At 63.9% G+C, this 16,479-nt stretch carries 26 protein-coding genes; 25 read left to right on the top strand and 1 reads right to left on the bottom strand.

Annotated elements, in window-relative coordinates; translation table 11 throughout:
- Nucleotides 1–4: 4 nt before the first annotated feature.
- From rplB to rplQ, 23 genes are all read left to right on the top strand, one after another.
- Nucleotides 5–838: a 50S ribosomal protein L2 gene (gene rplB, locus B2W55_RS04680; protein ID WP_024578573.1), complete on the top strand. Its 834-nt coding sequence runs from the start codon at nucleotides 5–7 to the stop codon at nucleotides 836–838.
- Between the two features lie 12 nt (nucleotides 839–850).
- Complete coding sequence (gene rpsS / locus B2W55_RS04675; RefSeq protein ID WP_024578574.1) at nucleotides 851–1,129, top strand: 30S ribosomal protein S19; 279 nt, start codon at nucleotides 851–853, stop codon at nucleotides 1,127–1,129.
- A gap of 10 nt (nucleotides 1,130–1,139) precedes the next feature.
- On the top strand, nucleotides 1,140–1,526 hold the full coding sequence (gene rplV, locus B2W55_RS04670; RefSeq protein ID WP_016843750.1) for a 50S ribosomal protein L22: 387 nt from the start codon (nucleotides 1,140–1,142) through the stop codon (nucleotides 1,524–1,526).
- A gap of 20 nt (nucleotides 1,527–1,546) precedes the next feature.
- Complete coding sequence (rpsC, locus tag B2W55_RS04665; RefSeq protein WP_024578575.1) at nucleotides 1,547–2,248, top strand: 30S ribosomal protein S3; 702 nt, start codon at nucleotides 1,547–1,549, stop codon at nucleotides 2,246–2,248.
- A gap of 30 nt (nucleotides 2,249–2,278) precedes the next feature.
- A complete protein-coding gene (gene rplP / locus B2W55_RS04660; RefSeq protein ID WP_016843752.1) occupies nucleotides 2,279–2,692 on the top strand; it encodes a 50S ribosomal protein L16 in 414 nt (137 codons plus the stop codon).
- A 5-nt stretch (nucleotides 2,693–2,697) separates the two neighbouring features.
- Complete coding sequence (gene rpmC / locus B2W55_RS04655) at nucleotides 2,698–2,904, top strand: 50S ribosomal protein L29 (protein WP_024578576.1); 207 nt, start codon at nucleotides 2,698–2,700, stop codon at nucleotides 2,902–2,904.
- An 11-nt stretch (nucleotides 2,905–2,915) separates the two neighbouring features.
- Complete coding sequence (gene rpsQ, locus B2W55_RS04650) at nucleotides 2,916–3,164, top strand: 30S ribosomal protein S17 (protein ID WP_016843754.1); 249 nt, start codon at nucleotides 2,916–2,918, stop codon at nucleotides 3,162–3,164.
- A 75-nt stretch (nucleotides 3,165–3,239) separates the two neighbouring features.
- Nucleotides 3,240–3,608 (top strand): 50S ribosomal protein L14, encoded by a 369-nt coding sequence (rplN, locus tag B2W55_RS04645; RefSeq protein ID WP_011473865.1) that lies wholly within the window; start codon nucleotides 3,240–3,242, stop codon nucleotides 3,606–3,608.
- A complete protein-coding gene (gene rplX, locus B2W55_RS04640) occupies nucleotides 3,608–3,922 on the top strand; it encodes a 50S ribosomal protein L24 (protein ID WP_024578577.1) in 315 nt (104 codons plus the stop codon). The genes rplN and rplX overlap by 1 nt, the downstream gene beginning before the upstream one ends.
- On the top strand, nucleotides 3,915–4,472 hold the full coding sequence (rplE, locus tag B2W55_RS04635; RefSeq protein ID WP_029878722.1) for a 50S ribosomal protein L5: 558 nt from the start codon (nucleotides 3,915–3,917) through the stop codon (nucleotides 4,470–4,472). The genes rplX and rplE overlap by 8 nt, the downstream gene beginning before the upstream one ends.
- A 46-nt stretch (nucleotides 4,473–4,518) precedes the next feature.
- A complete protein-coding gene (gene rpsN / locus B2W55_RS04630; protein ID WP_024578579.1) occupies nucleotides 4,519–4,824 on the top strand; it encodes a 30S ribosomal protein S14 in 306 nt (101 codons plus the stop codon).
- A 14-nt stretch (nucleotides 4,825–4,838) separates the two neighbouring features.
- Nucleotides 4,839–5,237, top strand: coding sequence for a 30S ribosomal protein S8 (rpsH, locus tag B2W55_RS04625; RefSeq protein ID WP_024578580.1), 399 nt, complete (start codon nucleotides 4,839–4,841; stop codon nucleotides 5,235–5,237).
- A gap of 14 nt (nucleotides 5,238–5,251) precedes the next feature.
- The gene (rplF, locus tag B2W55_RS04620; protein ID WP_024578581.1) at nucleotides 5,252–5,785 is read left to right on the top strand and encodes a 50S ribosomal protein L6; all 534 of its coding nucleotides are present in this window, start codon (nucleotides 5,252–5,254) and stop codon (nucleotides 5,783–5,785) included.
- An 11-nt stretch (nucleotides 5,786–5,796) separates the two neighbouring features.
- Nucleotides 5,797–6,156 (top strand): 50S ribosomal protein L18, encoded by a 360-nt coding sequence (rplR, locus tag B2W55_RS04615; RefSeq protein WP_016843760.1) that lies wholly within the window; start codon nucleotides 5,797–5,799, stop codon nucleotides 6,154–6,156.
- 58 nt (nucleotides 6,157–6,214) lie between these two features.
- Entirely contained in the window at nucleotides 6,215–6,790 is a 576-nt protein-coding gene (gene rpsE, locus B2W55_RS04610) for a 30S ribosomal protein S5 (RefSeq protein WP_021081649.1), read from the top strand.
- A 39-nt stretch (nucleotides 6,791–6,829) separates the two neighbouring features.
- Nucleotides 6,830–7,021 (top strand): 50S ribosomal protein L30, encoded by a 192-nt coding sequence (gene rpmD / locus B2W55_RS04605; protein ID WP_024578582.1) that lies wholly within the window; start codon nucleotides 6,830–6,832, stop codon nucleotides 7,019–7,021.
- Nucleotides 7,022–7,042: 21 nt separating this feature from the next.
- Nucleotides 7,043–7,528, top strand: coding sequence for a 50S ribosomal protein L15 (gene rplO, locus B2W55_RS04600; protein ID WP_024578583.1), 486 nt, complete (start codon nucleotides 7,043–7,045; stop codon nucleotides 7,526–7,528).
- A gap of 157 nt (nucleotides 7,529–7,685) precedes the next feature.
- A complete protein-coding gene (gene secY, locus B2W55_RS04595; RefSeq protein WP_024578584.1) occupies nucleotides 7,686–9,020 on the top strand; it encodes a preprotein translocase subunit SecY in 1,335 nt (444 codons plus the stop codon).
- Between the two features lie 71 nt (nucleotides 9,021–9,091).
- Nucleotides 9,092–9,970, top strand: a complete 879-nt coding sequence (locus B2W55_RS04590; RefSeq protein WP_024578585.1) for an adenylate kinase — start codon at nucleotides 9,092–9,094, stop codon at nucleotides 9,968–9,970.
- Between the two features lie 190 nt (nucleotides 9,971–10,160).
- Nucleotides 10,161–10,529 carry a 30S ribosomal protein S13 gene (gene rpsM / locus B2W55_RS04585; protein ID WP_016843766.1) on the top strand — a complete coding sequence of 123 codons (369 nt, stop codon included), beginning with the start codon at nucleotides 10,161–10,163 and terminating at the stop codon, nucleotides 10,527–10,529.
- Between the two features lie 114 nt (nucleotides 10,530–10,643).
- Nucleotides 10,644–11,033 carry a 30S ribosomal protein S11 gene (gene rpsK / locus B2W55_RS04580; protein ID WP_006021048.1) on the top strand — a complete coding sequence of 130 codons (390 nt, stop codon included), beginning with the start codon at nucleotides 10,644–10,646 and terminating at the stop codon, nucleotides 11,031–11,033.
- 129 nt (nucleotides 11,034–11,162) lie between these two features.
- Complete coding sequence (locus B2W55_RS04575; protein ID WP_018272129.1) at nucleotides 11,163–12,182, top strand: DNA-directed RNA polymerase subunit alpha; 1,020 nt, start codon at nucleotides 11,163–11,165, stop codon at nucleotides 12,180–12,182.
- A 138-nt stretch (nucleotides 12,183–12,320) separates the two neighbouring features.
- The gene (gene rplQ, locus B2W55_RS04570; protein WP_024578586.1) at nucleotides 12,321–12,737 is read left to right on the top strand and encodes a 50S ribosomal protein L17; all 417 of its coding nucleotides are present in this window, start codon (nucleotides 12,321–12,323) and stop codon (nucleotides 12,735–12,737) included.
- A 176-nt stretch (nucleotides 12,738–12,913) separates the two neighbouring features.
- On the opposite strand, the gene B2W55_RS04565 is transcribed toward rplQ, so the two are convergent.
- Complete coding sequence (locus B2W55_RS04565; RefSeq protein WP_160306655.1) at nucleotides 12,914–14,908, bottom strand: methyl-accepting chemotaxis protein; 1,995 nt, start codon at nucleotides 14,906–14,908, stop codon at nucleotides 12,914–12,916.
- A gap of 412 nt (nucleotides 14,909–15,320) precedes the next feature.
- Between B2W55_RS04565 and B2W55_RS04560 the strand changes: the two genes are divergently transcribed.
- Nucleotides 15,321–16,115: an SDR family NAD(P)-dependent oxidoreductase gene (locus B2W55_RS04560; RefSeq protein ID WP_024578588.1), complete on the top strand. Its 795-nt coding sequence runs from the start codon at nucleotides 15,321–15,323 to the stop codon at nucleotides 16,113–16,115.
- A 9-nt stretch (nucleotides 16,116–16,124) separates the two neighbouring features.
- Nucleotides 16,125–16,421: a DUF1330 domain-containing protein gene (locus B2W55_RS04555; protein ID WP_024578589.1), complete on the top strand. Its 297-nt coding sequence runs from the start codon at nucleotides 16,125–16,127 to the stop codon at nucleotides 16,419–16,421.
- The last annotated feature ends 58 nt before the right edge of the window (nucleotides 16,422–16,479 follow it).

Here is a 16,479-nt window from a genome sequence, read left to right as displayed (position 1 = left end):
GACGATGGCATTGAAAACCTTTAATCCCACGACGCCGGGCCAGCGCCAGCTGGTCATGGTCGATCGTTCGGCGCTCTACAAGGGCAAGCCGGTGAAGACCCTGACCGAGGGCAAGCTCGGCAATGGCGGTCGCAACAACACCGGTCGCATCACCGTGCGTTTCCGCGGCGGCGGCCACAAGAAGGCCTACCGCACCGTCGACTTCCGCCGCGACAAGGTGGACATGCCGGCAGTGGTGGAGCGGCTGGAGTACGATCCGAACCGCACCGCCTTCATCGCGCTGATCAAGTATCAGGACGGTGAACTCGCCTACATCCTGGCGCCGCAGCGTCTGGCGGCGGGCGACACCGTCGTCGCCGGCAACTATGTCGACGTCAAGCCGGGCAACGTCATGCCGCTCGGCAACATGCCGGTCGGCACGATCGTGCACAACATCGAGCTGAAGATCGGCAAGGGCGGCCAGCTGGCGCGTTCGGCCGGTACCTATGCCCAGATCGTCGGCCGCGACCAGGACTACGTGATCGTCCGTCTGAACTCGGGCGAGCAGCGTCTCGTGCACGGCCGTTGCCGCGGCACGATCGGCGCGGTCTCGAACCCCGATCACATGAACATCTCGATCGGCAAGGCCGGTCGTACCCGCTGGCTCGGCTGGCGTCCGCACAACCGCGGCGTCGTCATGAACCCGATCGATCACCCGCACGGCGGTGGTGAAGGTCGTACCTCGGGCGGTCGCCACCCGGTTACTCCGTGGGGCAAGCCGACCAAGGGCAAGAAGACCCGCACCAACAAGTCGACCAACAAATTCATTCTCCTCAGCCGCCACAAGCGGAAGAAGTAAGGAACGCCGGACATGGTTCGTTCAGTCTGGAAAGGCCCGTTCGTCGAAGGCTCTCTGCTCAAGAAGGCAGATGCCGCGCGCGCGTCCGGCCGTCACGACGTCATCAAGATCTGGAGCCGCCGCTCGACCATCCTGCCGCAGTTCGTCGGCCTGACGTTCGGCGTCTATAACGGCCACAAGCACGTGCCGGTGGCCATCAACGAAGAAATGGTGGGTCACAAGTTCGGCGAGTTCTCGCCGACCCGTACCTTCCACGGCCATTCGGGCGACAAGAAAGCCAAGAAGGCTTGAGGATTAACCGATGAGCAAACCAAAGCGCGAACGTAGCCTCGCGGACAATGAGGCCAAGGCCGTCGCCCGCATGCTGCGCGTCAGCCCGCAGAAGCTGAACCTGGTGGCGCAGCTGATCCGCGGCCGCAAGGCGTCGGCTGCGCTCGCCGACTTGCAGTTCTCGCGCAAGCGGATCGCGGTCGACGTCAAGAAGTGCCTGGAATCGGCGATCGCGAACGCCGAGAACAACCATGACCTCGAAGTCGACGATCTCGTCGTCGCCGAGGCGCATGTCGGCAATGGCATCGTGATGAAGCGTTTTGCTCCGCGCGGCCGTGGTCGTTCGGGCCGTGTGTTCAAACCGTTCTCGCACCTGACCATCGTGGTTCGTCAGGTCGAGGCCGAGGCAAGCGCTTAAGAAGGGCGCAGGAGAAGACGATGGGTCAAAAGATCAATCCAATCGGGCTGCGTCTCGGCATCAACCGGACCTGGGACTCCCGTTGGTTCGCTGGCAAGCAGGAATACGGCAAGCTCCTGCACGAGGACGTCAAGATCCGCGAGATCCTGCACAAGGAGCTCAAGCAGGCGGCCGTCGCCCGCATCGTGATCGAGCGTCCGCACAAGAAGTGCCGCGTGACGATCCATTCGGCCCGTCCGGGCGTCGTGATCGGCAAGAAGGGCGCCGACATCGACAAGCTGCGCAAGAAGGTCGCCGACATCACCTCGTCGGACGTCGTGATCAACATCGTCGAAATCCGCAAGCCGGAGCTCGACGCGACCCTGGTCGCTGAATCGATCGCCCAGCAGCTCGAGCGCCGCGTCGCGTTCCGTCGCGCCATGAAGCGTGCCGTGCAGTCGGCGATGCGTCTCGGCGCCGGCGGTATCCGCATCAACTGCTCGGGCCGTCTCGGCGGCGCCGAAATCGCGCGCATGGAGTGGTATCGCGAAGGTCGCGTGCCGCTGCACACGCTGCGCGCCGACGTCGACTACGGCGTCGCCACCGCGTTCACGACCTTCGGCACCTGCGGCGTCAAGGTCTGGATCTTCAAGGGCGAGATCCTCGAGCACGATCCGATGGCCCAGGACAAGAAGATGGCCGAGGGCGACAACACGCCGCGTTCGCGCCGCGACGCCGCTTGAGGCAAAGCAGGAATTTGAGGGCTTAAAGCCATGATGCAACCTAAGAAAACGAAGTTCCGGAAGGCGCATAAGGGCCGTATCCACGGCGTTGCGACCTCTGGCGCGACGTTGGCGTTCGGCCAGTTCGGCCTGAAGGCGATGGAGCCTGAGCGCGTCACCGCCCGTCAGATCGAAGCCGCCCGCCGCGCGCTGACCCGTCACATGAAGCGTGCCGGCCGCGTCTGGATCCGGGTGTTCCCGGACGTGCCGGTGTCGAAGAAGCCCGCCGAAGTCCGCATGGGCTCCGGCAAGGGCGCGCCGGAATTGTGGGTGGTCCGGATCAAGCCGGGCCGCGTGATGTTCGAAATCGACGGCGTGCCGGTGCAGACCGCCAAGGAGGCGCTGTCGCTTGCCGCCGCCAAGCTGCCGATCAAGACGCGCTTTGTCGCGCGCATTGCGGAGTAATCGCCATGGCCGAGATGAAAGTTGAAGACATTCGCGCGATGAGCGACGACCAGCGGGAAGACGCGGTCCTGAACCTGAAGAAGGAACGCTTCAACCTGCGTTTCCAGCGCGCCACCGGGCAGCTGGAGAACACCTCGCGGATGCGGGAAGCCCGCCGCGATATCGCTCGTATCAAGACCATCGCCGCGCAGCAGCGCGCGAAGAAGAAGTAAGGGGCTAGCTCATGCCGAAACGTACTCTGCAGGGCGTGGTCGTCAGCGACAAGCAAGCCAAGACCATCGTGGTGCGCGTCGATCGCCGCTTCACCCACCCGATCTACAAGAAGACGATCCGCCGTTCCAAGAACTACCACGCGCACGACGAGAACAACCAGTTCAAGCCGGGCGACATGGTCTGGATCGAGGAATCGAAGCCGATCTCGAAGCTGAAGCGCTGGACCGTGGTCCGGGGCGAACACAAGAAAACGGCCTGATTACTTCGGCCTGGCCGAAGACATTCAGGGAAATTTTGAGCGCGCTAAAGCGCAGAAAGAGGACGAGGTGCATCAATGATTCAGATGCAGACCAACCTCGACGTGGCCGATAATTCTGGCGCACGCCGTGTCATGTGCATCAAGGTTCTTGGAGGTTCCAAGCGCCGCTATGCCACCGTGGGCGACGTTATCGTTGTGTCGATCAAGGAAGCCATCCCGCGTGGTAAGGTGAAGAAGGGCGACGTGATGAAGGCCGTCGTGGTGCGAGTCCGCAAGGACATCCGCCGCGCCGACGGTTCGGTCATCCGTTTCGACCGCAACGCCGCCGTACTGATCAACAATCAGTCCGAGCCGGTCGGCACCCGTATCTTCGGGCCGGTGCCGCGCGAGCTGCGCGCCAAGAACCACATGAAGATCATTTCGCTCGCGCCGGAGGTGCTGTGATGGCTGCCAAGATCCGCAAGGGCGACAAGGTGATCGTGCTCACCGGCCGCGACAAGGGTCGCACCGGCGAGGTGTTCGAGGTGCGTCCGGATGAGAACAAGGCTCTCGTCCGTGGCGTCAACATGGTGAAGCGTCACCAGAAGCAGACCCAGACCCAGGAAGGCGGCATCATCTCCAAGGAGATGCCGATCGACCTTTCCAACGTCGCGTATGTCGGCAAGGACGGCAAGCCGACCCGCATCGGGTTCAAGATTCAGGCCGATGGCAAGAAGGTTCGTGTTGCCAAGAGCTCGGGAGCAGAGATCGATGGCTGATACCGCTTACATTCCGCGCCTGCGCACGGAGTATGACAAGAAGATCCGCGGCATGATGACCGAGAAGTTCGGTTATGCCAACGTGATGCAGGTGCCGCGCCTCGACAAGGTCGTGCTCAACATGGGCGTGGGCGATTCCGTCAACGACCGCAAGAAGGCCGAGACCGCCGCTGCCGAGCTGACCCAGATCGCCGGCCAGAAGGCGATCGTGACCTATTCGCGGATCGCGATCGCGACCTTCAAGCTGCGTGAGAACCAGCCGATCGGCTGCAAGGTCACGCTGCGCAAGACCCATATGTACGAGTTCATCGACCGCCTGGTGAACGTGGCGCTGCCCCGCGTCCGTGACTTCCGCGGCCTGAACCCGAAGAGCTTCGACGGCCGCGGCAACTATTCGCTCGGCATCAAGGAGCACATCATTTTCCCCGAGATCGACTTCGACAAGGTCTCGGAAGCGCGTGGCATGGACATCACGGTCTGCACCACCGCCAAGACCGACGACGAGGCGCGTGCCTTGTTGACCGCTTTCAATTTCCCGTTCCGGCAGTGAGTAGCTGAGCCAAAGCCACTCAAACGCGGATACCCAGGAGCCAAGCATGGCAAAGAAGAGTTCAGTCGAGAAGAACAACCGGCGCAAGCGGATGACGAAGAACGCCGCTCCGCAGCGCGCGAAGCTGAAGGCGATCATCGCCGACAAGACCAAGCCGATGGAAGAGCGCTTCGCGGCGACGTTGAAGCTTGCCGAGATGCCGCGCAACTCGTCGGCGACGCGCATCCGCAACCGCTGCGAGCTGACCGGGCGTCCGCGCTCGAACTATCGCAAGAACAAGCTGTCGCGCATCGCGCTGCGTGAACTCGGCTCCAAGGGCCTGGTTCCCGGGCTCGTGAAGTCGAGCTGGTAAGGAGGGTCGGAACCATGTCTACGCACGATCCGATTTCCGATCTGATCACCCGCATCCGCAATGCGCAGATGCGTTCGAAGTCCAAGGTCTCGACCCCGGGCTCCAAGATGCGCGCCAACGTGCTCGAAGTGCTGAAGTCCGAGGGTTACATCCGCGGCTACGCCAGCGTCGAGCACGCCTCGGGCCGCAGCGAGCTCGAGATCGAGCTGAAGTATTTCGACGGCGAGCCCGTCATCCGCGAGATCGAGCGGGTGTCGAAGCCGGGCCGCCGCGTTTACGCCTCGGTGAAGAACCTGCCGCGCGTGAACAACGGTCTCGGCATTTCGGTGTTGTCGACGCCGAAGGGAATCATGGCTGACCACCAGGCGCGCGACGCCAACGTGGGCGGCGAAGTTCTCTTCACGGTGTTCTGAGGAAGGATTTTACGATGTCACGTATCGGCAAGCGGCCGGTGGCGATCCCGTCGGGTGTGACGGCGACCGTCGAGGGCCAGACGGTGAAGGTGAAGGGGCCGAAGGGCCAGCTTCAGTTCGTCGTGCATGACGACGTCGAGGTGAAGTTCGAGAACGGCCAGGTCAAGGTCGCTCCGCGCGTCAAGACCAACCGCGCGCAGGCGATGTACGGCACCGCGCGCGCGCAGGTCGCCAACCTCGTCGAGGGCGTCACCAAGGGCTTCGAGAAGAAGCTCGAGATCACCGGCGTCGGCTACCGCGCCGCGATGCAGGGCAAGAACCTGCAACTCGCGCTCGGCTACAGCCACGACGTGGTCTACGCGATCCCGGAAGGCATCACCATCGCGGTGCCGAAGCCGACCGAGATCACGATCACCGGCAACGATCCGCAGCGCGTCGGCCAGGTCGCCGCCGAGATCCGCGCCTACCGTCCGCCGGAGCCCTACAAGGGCAAGGGCGTGAAGTACGCCAACGAATTCATCTTCCGCAAGGAAGGCAAGAAGAAGTAACGGAGCCGGTCATGTCACTCAAGGTTACGAATGCCCGGCGCAAGCAGCGCGTGCGCCTTGCGCTTCGCCGCTCGGCAGGCGGCCGTCCGCGGCTGTCGGTGTTCCGCTCGTCCAAGCACATCTACGCCCAGGTCATCGACGACCAGAAGGGCGAGACGCTGGCGTCCGCCTCGTCGCTGGAGAAGACCATGCGCGACGCCGGCAAGACCGGCGCCGACATCGATGCTGCCAAGGCCGTCGGCAAGCTGCTGGCGGAACGCGCGGCGCAGAAGGGCGTCAAGGAAGTCGTGTTCGATCGCGGCGCCTACATCTATCACGGGCGCGTCAAGGCGCTCGCGGATGCGGCGCGCGAAGGCGGGCTCAGCTTCTAACCGAATTTGAACGATTACGAGGAAAGAGGCGCAAGCCTCCTAGAGATTGGAAAACACCATGGCAGGTGAACGCGAACGCGGCGGCCGCGAACGGAGCAGGGAGCGCGAGGAGCGCGACAGCGAGTTCGTCGACAAGCTCGTCCACATCAATCGCGTGGCGAAGGTCGTCAAGGGCGGCAAGCGCTTCGGTTTCGCAGCGCTGGTCGTGATCGGCGACCAGAAGGGCCGGGTCGGTTTCGGCCACGGCAAGGCGCGCGAAGTGCCGGAAGCGATCCGCAAGGCGACCGAATCTGCGAAGCGCAATTTGACGCGCGTCGCGCTTCGGGAAGGCCGGACGCTGCATCACGACGTCGCCGGCCGTCACGGCGCCGGTCGCGTCTATCTGCGCACCGCTCCGGCGGGTACCGGCATCATCGCCGGCGGCCCGATGCGCGCGGTGTTCGAGACGCTCGGCATCCAGGACGTGGTGGCGAAGTCGATCGGTTCGTCGAATCCCTACAACATGGTTCGCGCGACCTTCGACGCGCTGAAGCATCAGGATTCGCCGCGCTCGGTGGCCGCCCGCCGCAACATCAAGGTCTCCACCCTGCAGTCGCGCCGCGTCGGCGGCGACGCCGAAGTGGTGGCGGAATAACAACGCGCGCTTCTCGAAGCGCCATTCGGAGTTACTGTCATGGCCAAGGCCAGCAAGACGATCAAGGTCGAGCAGACAGGCAGCGCGATCCGCCGCCATCACTCGCAGCGTTCGACGCTGATCGGCCTCAAGCTCAACAAGATCGGCCGGGTTGCCGAGCTGCAGGACACCCCTGAAGTTCGCGGCATGATCAGCAAGGTTCAGCATCTCGTCCGCGTCGTCGGCGAGTAAGCAGAGATAAGGAGAAGGGCGATGAAGCTCAGCGATATCGCCGACAACGCCGGCTCGCGCAAGAAGCGCATGCGTGTCGGCCGTGGCATCGGTTCCGGCAAGGGCAAGACCTCGGGCCGCGGCGGCAAGGGCCAGACCGCGCGTTCGGGCGTCCGCATCAAGGGTTTCGAAGGCGGCCAGATGCCGATGCATCGCCGTCTGCCGAAGCGCGGCTTCAACAACATCTTCCGGCTCGACTTCGCCGAGATCAATCTCGACCGTCTGCAGGAAGCGATCGACAACAAGCTGGTCGATGCGAGCGCGACGGTGACCGTCGAGACGCTGGTCAAGGCCGGCGTGCTGCGTCGCGCCAAGGACGGCCTGCGGCTGCTCGGCCGTGGCGAGATCAAGGCCAAGCTGACCATCGAGGCGCACGGCGCTTCCAAGTCGGCCATTGCCGCAGTCGAGAAGGCCGGCGGCTCGGTCAAGATCCTGGCCCCCGCCAAGGACGAAGGCGAGGCGGCGTAACATCTGCGTCATTGCCCGCCGGCCACGCGGGCAATCCGCAGATCGAATGATGGACTTATCGAGGCCGAGCACCAGATAATGTCCGGTGTCTGCCGAACGCCCCGAGCGCACTGATCTCGGGGGCTTCGGCGAAGCGGGCTCCGGGAGAAAGCCGAACATGGTCTCAGCAGCCGAACAACTTGCCGCAAACCTCAATTTCGGACAGCTGGCGAAAGCCGACGAGCTGAAGAAGCGCATCTGGTTCACCCTGGGTGCGCTGCTTGTTTATCGGCTGGGCACCTACATCCCGCTGCCCGGCATCGATCCCAACATCTGGGAGCAGGTGTTCCGCAGCCAGTCCGGCGGCATCCTCGGCATGTTCAACATGTTCGCCGGCGGCGGCATCCACCGCATGGCGATCTTCGCGCTCAACATCATGCCGTACATCTCGGCATCGATCATCGTGCAGCTGTTGACCACCGTGTCGCCGCAGCTCGAGGCGCTCAAGAAGGAAGGTGAGGCGGGCCGCAAGACGCTGAACCAGTACACCCGCTATCTGACGGTGATCCTGGCGCTGTTCCAGTCCTACGGCATCGCGATCGGCCTCGAGGGTGCCGGCAACGTCGTCAGCGACCCCGGCATGTTCTTCCGGATCTCGACCGCGATCACGCTGACCGGCGGCACCATGTTCCTGATGTGGCTCGGCGAGCAGATCACCTCGCGCGGCATCGGCAACGGTATCTCGCTGATCATCCTGTCCGGCATCGTCGCCGAGCTGCCGTCGGCGCTCGCCAACATGCTGGAACTCGGCCGCCAGGGTGCGATGTCGACCGGCCTGATCCTGATCGTCATCGTGATGGCGGTCGCCGTGATCGCCTTCATCGTGTTCATGGAGCGCGCGCAGCGCCGGCTCCTGATCCAGTATCCGAAGCGCCAGGTCGGCAACAAGATGTTCGAGGGCCAGTCCTCGCATCTGCCGCTCAAGCTCAACACCTCGGGCGTGATTCCGCCGATCTTCGCTTCGTCGCTGCTGCTGCTGCCGACCACGGTCGCGAATTTCAACGCTGGCAAGGGCCCGGAGTGGTTCCAGTGGCTCACCACCCAGCTCAGCCACGGCCGGCCGCTGTTCCTGCTGCTCTATCTGGCGCTGATCGTGTTCTTCGCCTTCTTCTACACCGCGATCGTGTTCAACCCGACCGAGACCGCGGACAATCTGAAGAAGCATGGCGGCTTCATCCCGGGCATCCGGCCCGGCGAGCGCACGGCGGAATATATCGACTACGTGCTGTCGCGCATCACGGTGCTCGGCGCGATCTATCTGGCGATCGTCTGCTTGATTCCTGAAATTCTGATTTCCTACGCCTCGGTCCCGTTCTACTTTGGTGGCACTTCGCTCCTGATCGTCGTCAGCGTAACGATGGATACGGTGTCGCAAGTGCAGGGCTATCTGCTCGCCCATCAATATGAAGGGTTGATCAGGAAGTCGAAGCTCAGGGGAGGCCGCCGCCGCTGATCGCGGCGCGGCTCCAAAGTCAAAACACAGGTGTGCGGACCTCGCCCACCTAGCCGGGGGGCGAAACAGCGATGAGATTGATCCTTTTGGGGCCGCCGGGCTCGGGCAAGGGAACCCAGGCGCAGCGGCTGGTGCACAGGCACGGCATCGTGCAGCTCTCGACCGGCGAGATGCTGCGCGCAGCGGTTGCCGCGGGCACGCCGATCGGTTTGCAGGCCAAGGAGATCATGGCCAATGGCGGCCTGGTTCCCGACGAGGTCGTGGTCGGCATCATCGCCGACCGAATCGAGCAGCCCGACGCCAAGAAGGGATTCATTCTCGACGGCTTCCCGCGCACCGTGCCGCAGGCGGAGGCGCTCGACGAGCTGCTCCGGAAGCGGCATCTCAAGATCGACGCCGTGGTCGAGCTGCGCGTCAACGAGAGCGCGCTGCTCGCCCGCGTTGAGAAGCGCGCCGAGGAGACCCGTGCGCGCGGCGAGGACGTGCGCCTGGACGACACGCCGGAAGTGCTGACCAAGCGCCTGGCGCAGTACCGCTCGATGACGGAACCGCTGATTCACTATTATTCGGAGCGGCGCAAGCTGCTGACCGTCGATGGCATGATGGCCATCGAGCACGTCACCCGCGACATCAACCGGATCCTGGCCGCGCTCGGCGCGCTGGAGCCGAGGGAGCATGAGGAGCCCAAGGCGGCTTCAAAGGCTGCCAAGAAGGGGTCCAAGGGCACCAAAAAGAGCTCCAAGGCTGCCAAAAAGCCGGCCAAGACCGCTGTGAAATCGGCCAAAAAGGCCGCCAAGGCGGTTGCCAAGGCCAAAAAGGCGACGAAGAAGGCTGCCAGGAAGCCGGCGAAGGCCGGAAAGAAGGCAACCCGCGCCGCCAATGCCCGGAAGGGTGCAAAGACCGCCAAAAAGGCGGCAAAAAAGCTCACGAAACAGCGAGCTAAGCGCTAGGAGCGGTTGACGAAACCGACATGAATCCTTTAATAAGCCCCGCATCCAAGTTGGATAGTTTTATGACGATGCCGGGCCCCAAAGGACACGAGGGGTGGGCGTCGTGTTCGCGTTTGTGGACACAAGCCCGCAAGTAGCAAGAACTTGAGAAGCCCGTATCCGTGATGGAGCGGCGACAGGAGAGAAGTCCGTGGCCCGTATTGCCGGCGTCAACATTCCGACCAACAAGCGCGTGCTGATCGCGCTTCAGTACATCCATGGCATCGGCCAGAAGAACGCTGCCGACATCATGGAGAAGGTGAAGATCCCGGTGGATCGTCGCGTCAACCAGTTGACCGACCAGGAGGTCCTCCAGATCCGCGAAGTCATCGACCGCGACTATCTGGTCGAGGGCGACCTCCGCCGCGAGGTCGGCATCAACATCAAGCGTCTGATGGACCTCGGCTGCTATCGCGGCCTGCGTCATCGCCGCGGTCTGCCGGTGCGCGGCCAGCGTACCCACACCAATGCGCGCACGCGCAAGGGTCCGGCCAAGGCGATCGCCGGCAAGAAGAAGTAAGTTTTGCGAATTGCCGATGGGGAGCAGCGAATCGACATTCGCTGCTCGCCATTTGCGTTTTGAGGTGTAGCCGCTGGCACTACGGCGGCGTTGAGATCACAGGAAAGGTTAGAAATGGGCAAGGAAGCCACCCGCGTACGTCGCCGCGAACGCAAGAACATCGCCTCCGGCATCGCGCACGTGAATTCGTCGTTCAACAACACGACCATCACCATCACCGACGCGCAGGGCAACACCATCGCTTGGTCGTCGGCCGGCACGATGGGCTTCAAGGGTTCGCGCAAGTCGACCCCTTATGCCGCGCAGGTCGCGGCGGAAGACGTCTCCAAGAAGGCGCAGGAACACGGCATGCGCACGCTGGAGGTCGAAGTGGCTGGCCCGGGTTCGGGCCGTGAGTCGGCGCTGCGCGCGCTGCAGGCCGCGGGCTTCACCGTCACCTCGATCCGCGACGTGACCACGATCCCGCACAATGGCTGCCGTCCGCGCAAGCGTCGGCGCGTTTGATCTGTAAGTCGCGGGCGGCCCCTGGCCGCCCTGCGATGGTTTTTGGAATTGACCGCGCGGACGCTTCCGCGATCTCCAACGCCAGGTACGGCCTCTCGTGTGGCCCTGTGACCGGCAAAGGGTGAAAAAGTGACGATCCAGAAAAATTGGCAAGAACTCATTCGACCGAACAAGCTCCAGGTCACGCCGGGCTCGGACGCGAGCCGGTTCGCCACCGTCGTCGCCGAGCCGCTCGAGCGCGGCTTCGGCCAGACGCTCGGCAACGCGCTGCGCCGCATCCTGCTGTCCTCGTTGCAGGGCGCCGCGGTGCAGTCGGTGCACATCGACGGCGTGCTGCATGAGTTCTCCTCGATCGCTGGCGTCCGCGAGGACGTCACCGACATCGTGCTCAACATCAAGGACATCTCGATCAAGATGCAGGGCGAAGGCCCGAAGCGCATGGTCGTGAAGAAGCAGGGCCCGGGTGCCGTCACCGCCGGCGACATCCAGACCGTCGGCGACGTCACCGTGCTCAACCCCGATTTGCAGCTCTGCACGCTGGACGACGGCGCCGAGATCCGCATGGAGTTCACGGTCACCACCGGCAAGGGCTATGTCGCCGCCGAGCGCAACCGTCCCGAGGACGCCCCGATCGGCCTGATCCCGGTCGACAGCCTGTTCTCGCCGGTCCGCAAGGTCTCCTACAAGGTCGAGAACACCCGTGAGGGCCAGATCCTCGATTACGACAAGCTGACCATGACGATCGAGACCAACGGCGCGATCACGCCGGAGGACGCCGTGGCCTATGCCGCGCGCATCCTGCAGGATCAGCTCAACGTGTTCGTCAACTTCGAAGAGCCGCGCAAGGAAGTCACGCAGGAGATCATCCCCGATCTGGCGTTCAACCCGGCGTTCCTCAAGAAGGTCGACGAGCTCGAACTGTCGGTGCGTTCGGCAAACTGCCTGAAGAACGACAACATCGTCTACATCGGCGACCTGGTGCAGAAGTCGGAAGCGGAAATGCTCCGCACCCCGAACTTCGGCCGCAAGTCGCTGAACGAGATCAAGGAAGTGCTGGCCCAGATGGGTCTGCACCTCGGCATGGAAGTGCCGGGCTGGCCGCCGGAGAACATCGACGAGCTCGCCAAGCGCTTCGAGGATCACTACTGAGCGAATAGGGAGTAGCGAATAGCGAATGGAAGACTATTCGCTATTCACCATTCGCTACTCGCTAGTTGGGCGAACGCAGGATGCCCACCTGCACTTGTCGCTGAACCACCGCGACAGAATTGAAGAAGGAATAAGACAATGCGTCACGGCAAGGTTCATCGGAAGCTCAATCGCACCGCCGAACACCGGCGTGCGATGTTCGCCAACATGGCGGCAGCCCTGATCAAGCACGAGCAGATCGTCACCACGCTGCCGAAGGCCAAGGAGCTGCGGCCGATCGTCGAGAAGCTCGTCACCCTCGGCAAGAAGGGCGGCCTCGCCCTGCGCCGCCAGGCGATCTCCGAGCTGCGCGACCAGGATCAGGTCAAGAAGCTGTTCGACACGCTGGCGACCCGCTACAAGGACCGCCAGGGCGGCTACACCCGCATCATCAAGGCCGGCTTCCGCTACGGCGACAACGCGGCGATGGCCGTGATCGAGTTCGTCGATCGCGACGTCGATGCCAAGGGCCAGGACTCCGGTCCGGTCCAGGACAAGGAAGCCGAGGCGGCGTAAGCCGGTATCGAGCCAGGTTTTGAAAGCGGCGCCTTCGGGCGCCGTTTTTGTTTGTCCGGCCAGGGCACGATGAACTTACTTCGAACCGGGCAAGCGGGCTCCGCTGCACCTCGCTCCTTAACAACGGGGCGAGGGGGCTCAGTGCCGTCGCGCGCTCGCGGTTCGACTTGACTTCGTCATCCCGCCCGGATCGTGGCGATGAAATTGTCGAGCTCCTGCTTCAGGCGGCCGTTGCCGTCCGACAGCAGCCGCGACGAGGTCAGCACCTGCGACGACGCGGTGCCGGTCCTGGAGGCGCCGCTTGCCACCTGTCCGATGCTGACCGCCACCTGCGAAGTCCGCTCCGAGGCGACCTGAACGTTCTCCGCGATGCTTCGCGTCGCCCGGCCTTGCTCCTCGATCGCCCCGGCCACGTGAGAGGCGATCTGCGAGATCCGCTGGATGATCCCGGCGATGTCGCTGATCGCGCCGGCAGACTCCCGTGTTGCCGCCTGGATGTCCGCGATCTGGGCGCGAATGTCTTCGGTCGCCTCCGCGGTCTGCCTGGCGAGCGTCTTCACCTCCTGCGCGACCACGGCAAAGCCGGCGCCGGTCTTGCCGGCTCGCGCCGCCTCGATCGTCGCGTTGAGCGAGAGCAGGTTGGTCTGCCGTGCGATCGCAGCGATCAGCTGCACCACATTGCCGATGCGGTCGGCGGCGGAGGCGAGTTGCGCCATCCGCGCGTCGGTCTGCTGCGCCTGGGCGACAGCGGCGCTGGCGAAGCTGGCCGATTCGCCGACCTGGCGTCCGATCTCGGAGGCCGAGACGATCATCTGCTCGGTCGCCGCGGCAACCCGCCGGACATTGTCGGAGGCCTCTTCTGACGCCGCCGCGACATTGGCGGACAGGTCCTGCGTGTGATGGGCGGTGTCGCTCAGATCGTGTGCCGAGGCCGCGAGCTCTTCTGATGCCGCCGACACCGTCGCGATGACGTTGCCGGCGCTCGCCTCGAACGCCGCCGCGAGCCGGGCCAATTCGGCCTTGTGTCGATTCGCCGCCCGGCGGTCTTCCTCGCGCCGAGCGTCGAGCTCGGCGCGTGCCTTCTGCTGTGCCCTGGTCTTGAAACTTTCGACGGCCCGCGCCATGCCGCCGATCTCGTCGGTCCGATCGAGGCCGGGCAGCACGACGTCGAATTGTCCTTCGGCGAGCTGCCGCATCGCCGCGCTCATCCGGCTGATCAGGCCTGCGACCCGCCGGCCGAACAGGATGGCGAACAGCGTCAGCGCGAATGCGACGATCCCGATCAGCCAGCTGAACGTCTGCCTGAAGGCGTCGGCCCTGCGCTGCGCGAGTTCGGCGCGGCTGTGGGCCGCATCCGCGACCTTGATCAGCGCCGGCCGGGTACGATCGAAGATCTGCGAGAGGTCGTCGAGCTGATCGTCGAGTGTCTGGCGCGAGACCAGGAAGCCGGCGAAGGCAAGCTTGTAGGCGCGGGCAAGACCGAGCAGCTCGGTCTTCACATCCGCGGGGAGCGCGGCGGCCGCGAGCGCAGTCTCGAAATCGGCCTCGCGCTCGTTGAGCTGGTCGCCAAATCGCTCTTCGCCGCTCAGCGCGAAGTCCTTTTCGAGACGGCGCATCGTCAGCAGCAGGACGGTGAGACGCGGCTGATCGAGCTGTCCGACCCTGGCTTCGAACTGTTGAACCGCGCTGCGCAGCTTGCCCTGCAAGCCGTCGTTCGGGTTCATGCCGAGGATGCGCTGGGCGCCGACGATGTTCTGGAACCGGGTCGCATAGAGGTTGATTCCGCTTCGCAGCGAGGCGACCTGCCGGATCGGATCGCCTTCCGGCGCGGTGGCTGCGAAGGCTTCGAGCCTGTCGAGCAGGGCGATTTCTTCGGCAACGCGGCCGGCGAGATTCCTCGCCAGCGCGTCGTCACGCGACTTCAGGAAACGTGCCGCGATCTGCTGCGTCTCCAGGAAGCCATCGGAGAGTTCGGACAGCTGTGCCCTGAAGCGCATGCTGTCATCCGACTCACGCTGGACATGCGCCGCGTAGTCGAGGCCGCCGAGACAGGTGACGCTGACGATGGCGACGCCGCCAATCCCGAGCATCGCGATCTGGCTTTTGAGGCTGGGACGAAATCGTTTCAGGACAAGCGCAGCGAACGGCTTGATCCTGGAAGTGACGAACATCTGATGCATTCCTGTCAGTCGCGCTGGCTCCGGACGTCGTTATCGGAGGAAGGCTGCGTCCGGTTGCCGAGACAACGGCTCGAACTCGCACGAGCCGTTTCGCGGGACGCTTATCGGCGGCGAATTGACAATGTGTGAAAGCCATCGCCGTGGGCGCGATGTTTCATATGAAGATTGCATGAAGGCTGGCGAGACGATGCATCAACCAAGATCGCGCGTGGCAATTTGACTCGCGGCGAAAATGCGCACTGTGCCCGCCGCGTCATCAGCGCGACATGGTTGCCGCCGGCCACGAGAGGTGCTGAGATGCCGGTCTGCATTGCTTGCAATTTGCGCATGTGCCTGCCCGAACCCCGGTTGCATCCACGAGCGCGCATCGAAATATGACCGATTGGCTGACAGGAGACATCTCATGAAGATCGACCTTTCCGGAAAGACTGCGCTGGTGACTGGCTCGACCGCGGGTATCGGCAATGCCATTGCAAAGGGGCTCGCCGCGACCGGCGCCGAGGTCGTTGTCAACGGCCGCGGTCAGGCCAAGGTCGATGCAGCGGTTGCCGCGATCGAGCAGGCAGTACCGGGTGCGAAGGTTCGCGGCATTGCCGCCGACGTATCGAGCGCGGAAGGTTGCAGGGCGCTGCTCGCTGCGCTGCCCGAGGTCGACATCCTCGTCAACAATGCCGGCATCTTCGAGCCGAAGGGCTTCTTCGACATTCCCGACGAAGACTGGAGTCGCTTCTTCGAGGTCAACGTGATGTCGGGCGTGCGCCTGTCGCGCGGCTACATGCAGGGCATGCTGAAGCGCAATTGGGGCCGCATCGTTTTCATCTCCTCGGAATCCGGGCTCAACATCCCGACCGAGATGATCCATTACGGCATGACCAAGACCGCGCAGCTTGCGATCGCGCGCGGGCTCGCGGAGCTGACCAAGGGCACCGCCGTCACCGTCAATTCCGTGTTGCCCGGACCAACCATGTCCGAGGGCGTCGAGGCCTTCGTCAAGGATCTCGCCAGGCAGAACGGCCAGTCGGTCGAGGAGGCGGCTGCCAATTTCGTCAAGCAGCACCGGCCGACCTCGTTGCTGCAACGTTTCGCCAGCACCGAGGAGATCGCCAACCTCGTGGTCTATGCCTGCTCGAAGCAGGCCTCCGCCACCAACGGCGCCGCCTTGCGCGCCGAGGGCGGCATCGTCAATACGATCGCGTGAGTTGTGGCCATGTCAGCCTATGTGATTTCAGAGGTCGATGTGAAGGATGCCGCAGGTTTCGAGGCCTATCGCACGATCGCCGCCAAGGCGATCGCGCAATATGGCGGGCGCTATCTGGTGCGCGGCGGTGCTGCTGAGGCGGTCGAAGGCGGACCACCGCCCAAGAACATCATCGTCGTCGAATTTCCGTCGATGGCGCGTCTGCGCGAATGGTATGCGTCACCCGAATATGCCGAGGCGCTCAGGCATCGACGGACCGCACTGGACCGCCGGCTGATTTTCGTCGACGGCGTGCCGCCAGGCTAAGGCCTGATGAAATTAGGTTGAGCTGGAACGGCGTCGGAGGTTCACCTCTCCCTTGGGA

Source organism: Bradyrhizobium sp. UBA2491 (assembly GCF_002341725.1).
Lineage (GTDB): Bacteria > Pseudomonadota > Alphaproteobacteria > Rhizobiales > Xanthobacteraceae > Bradyrhizobium.
Note: the sequence above shows the minus strand (reverse complement) of the source record. Positions and strands in the feature narration are given on the sequence as shown.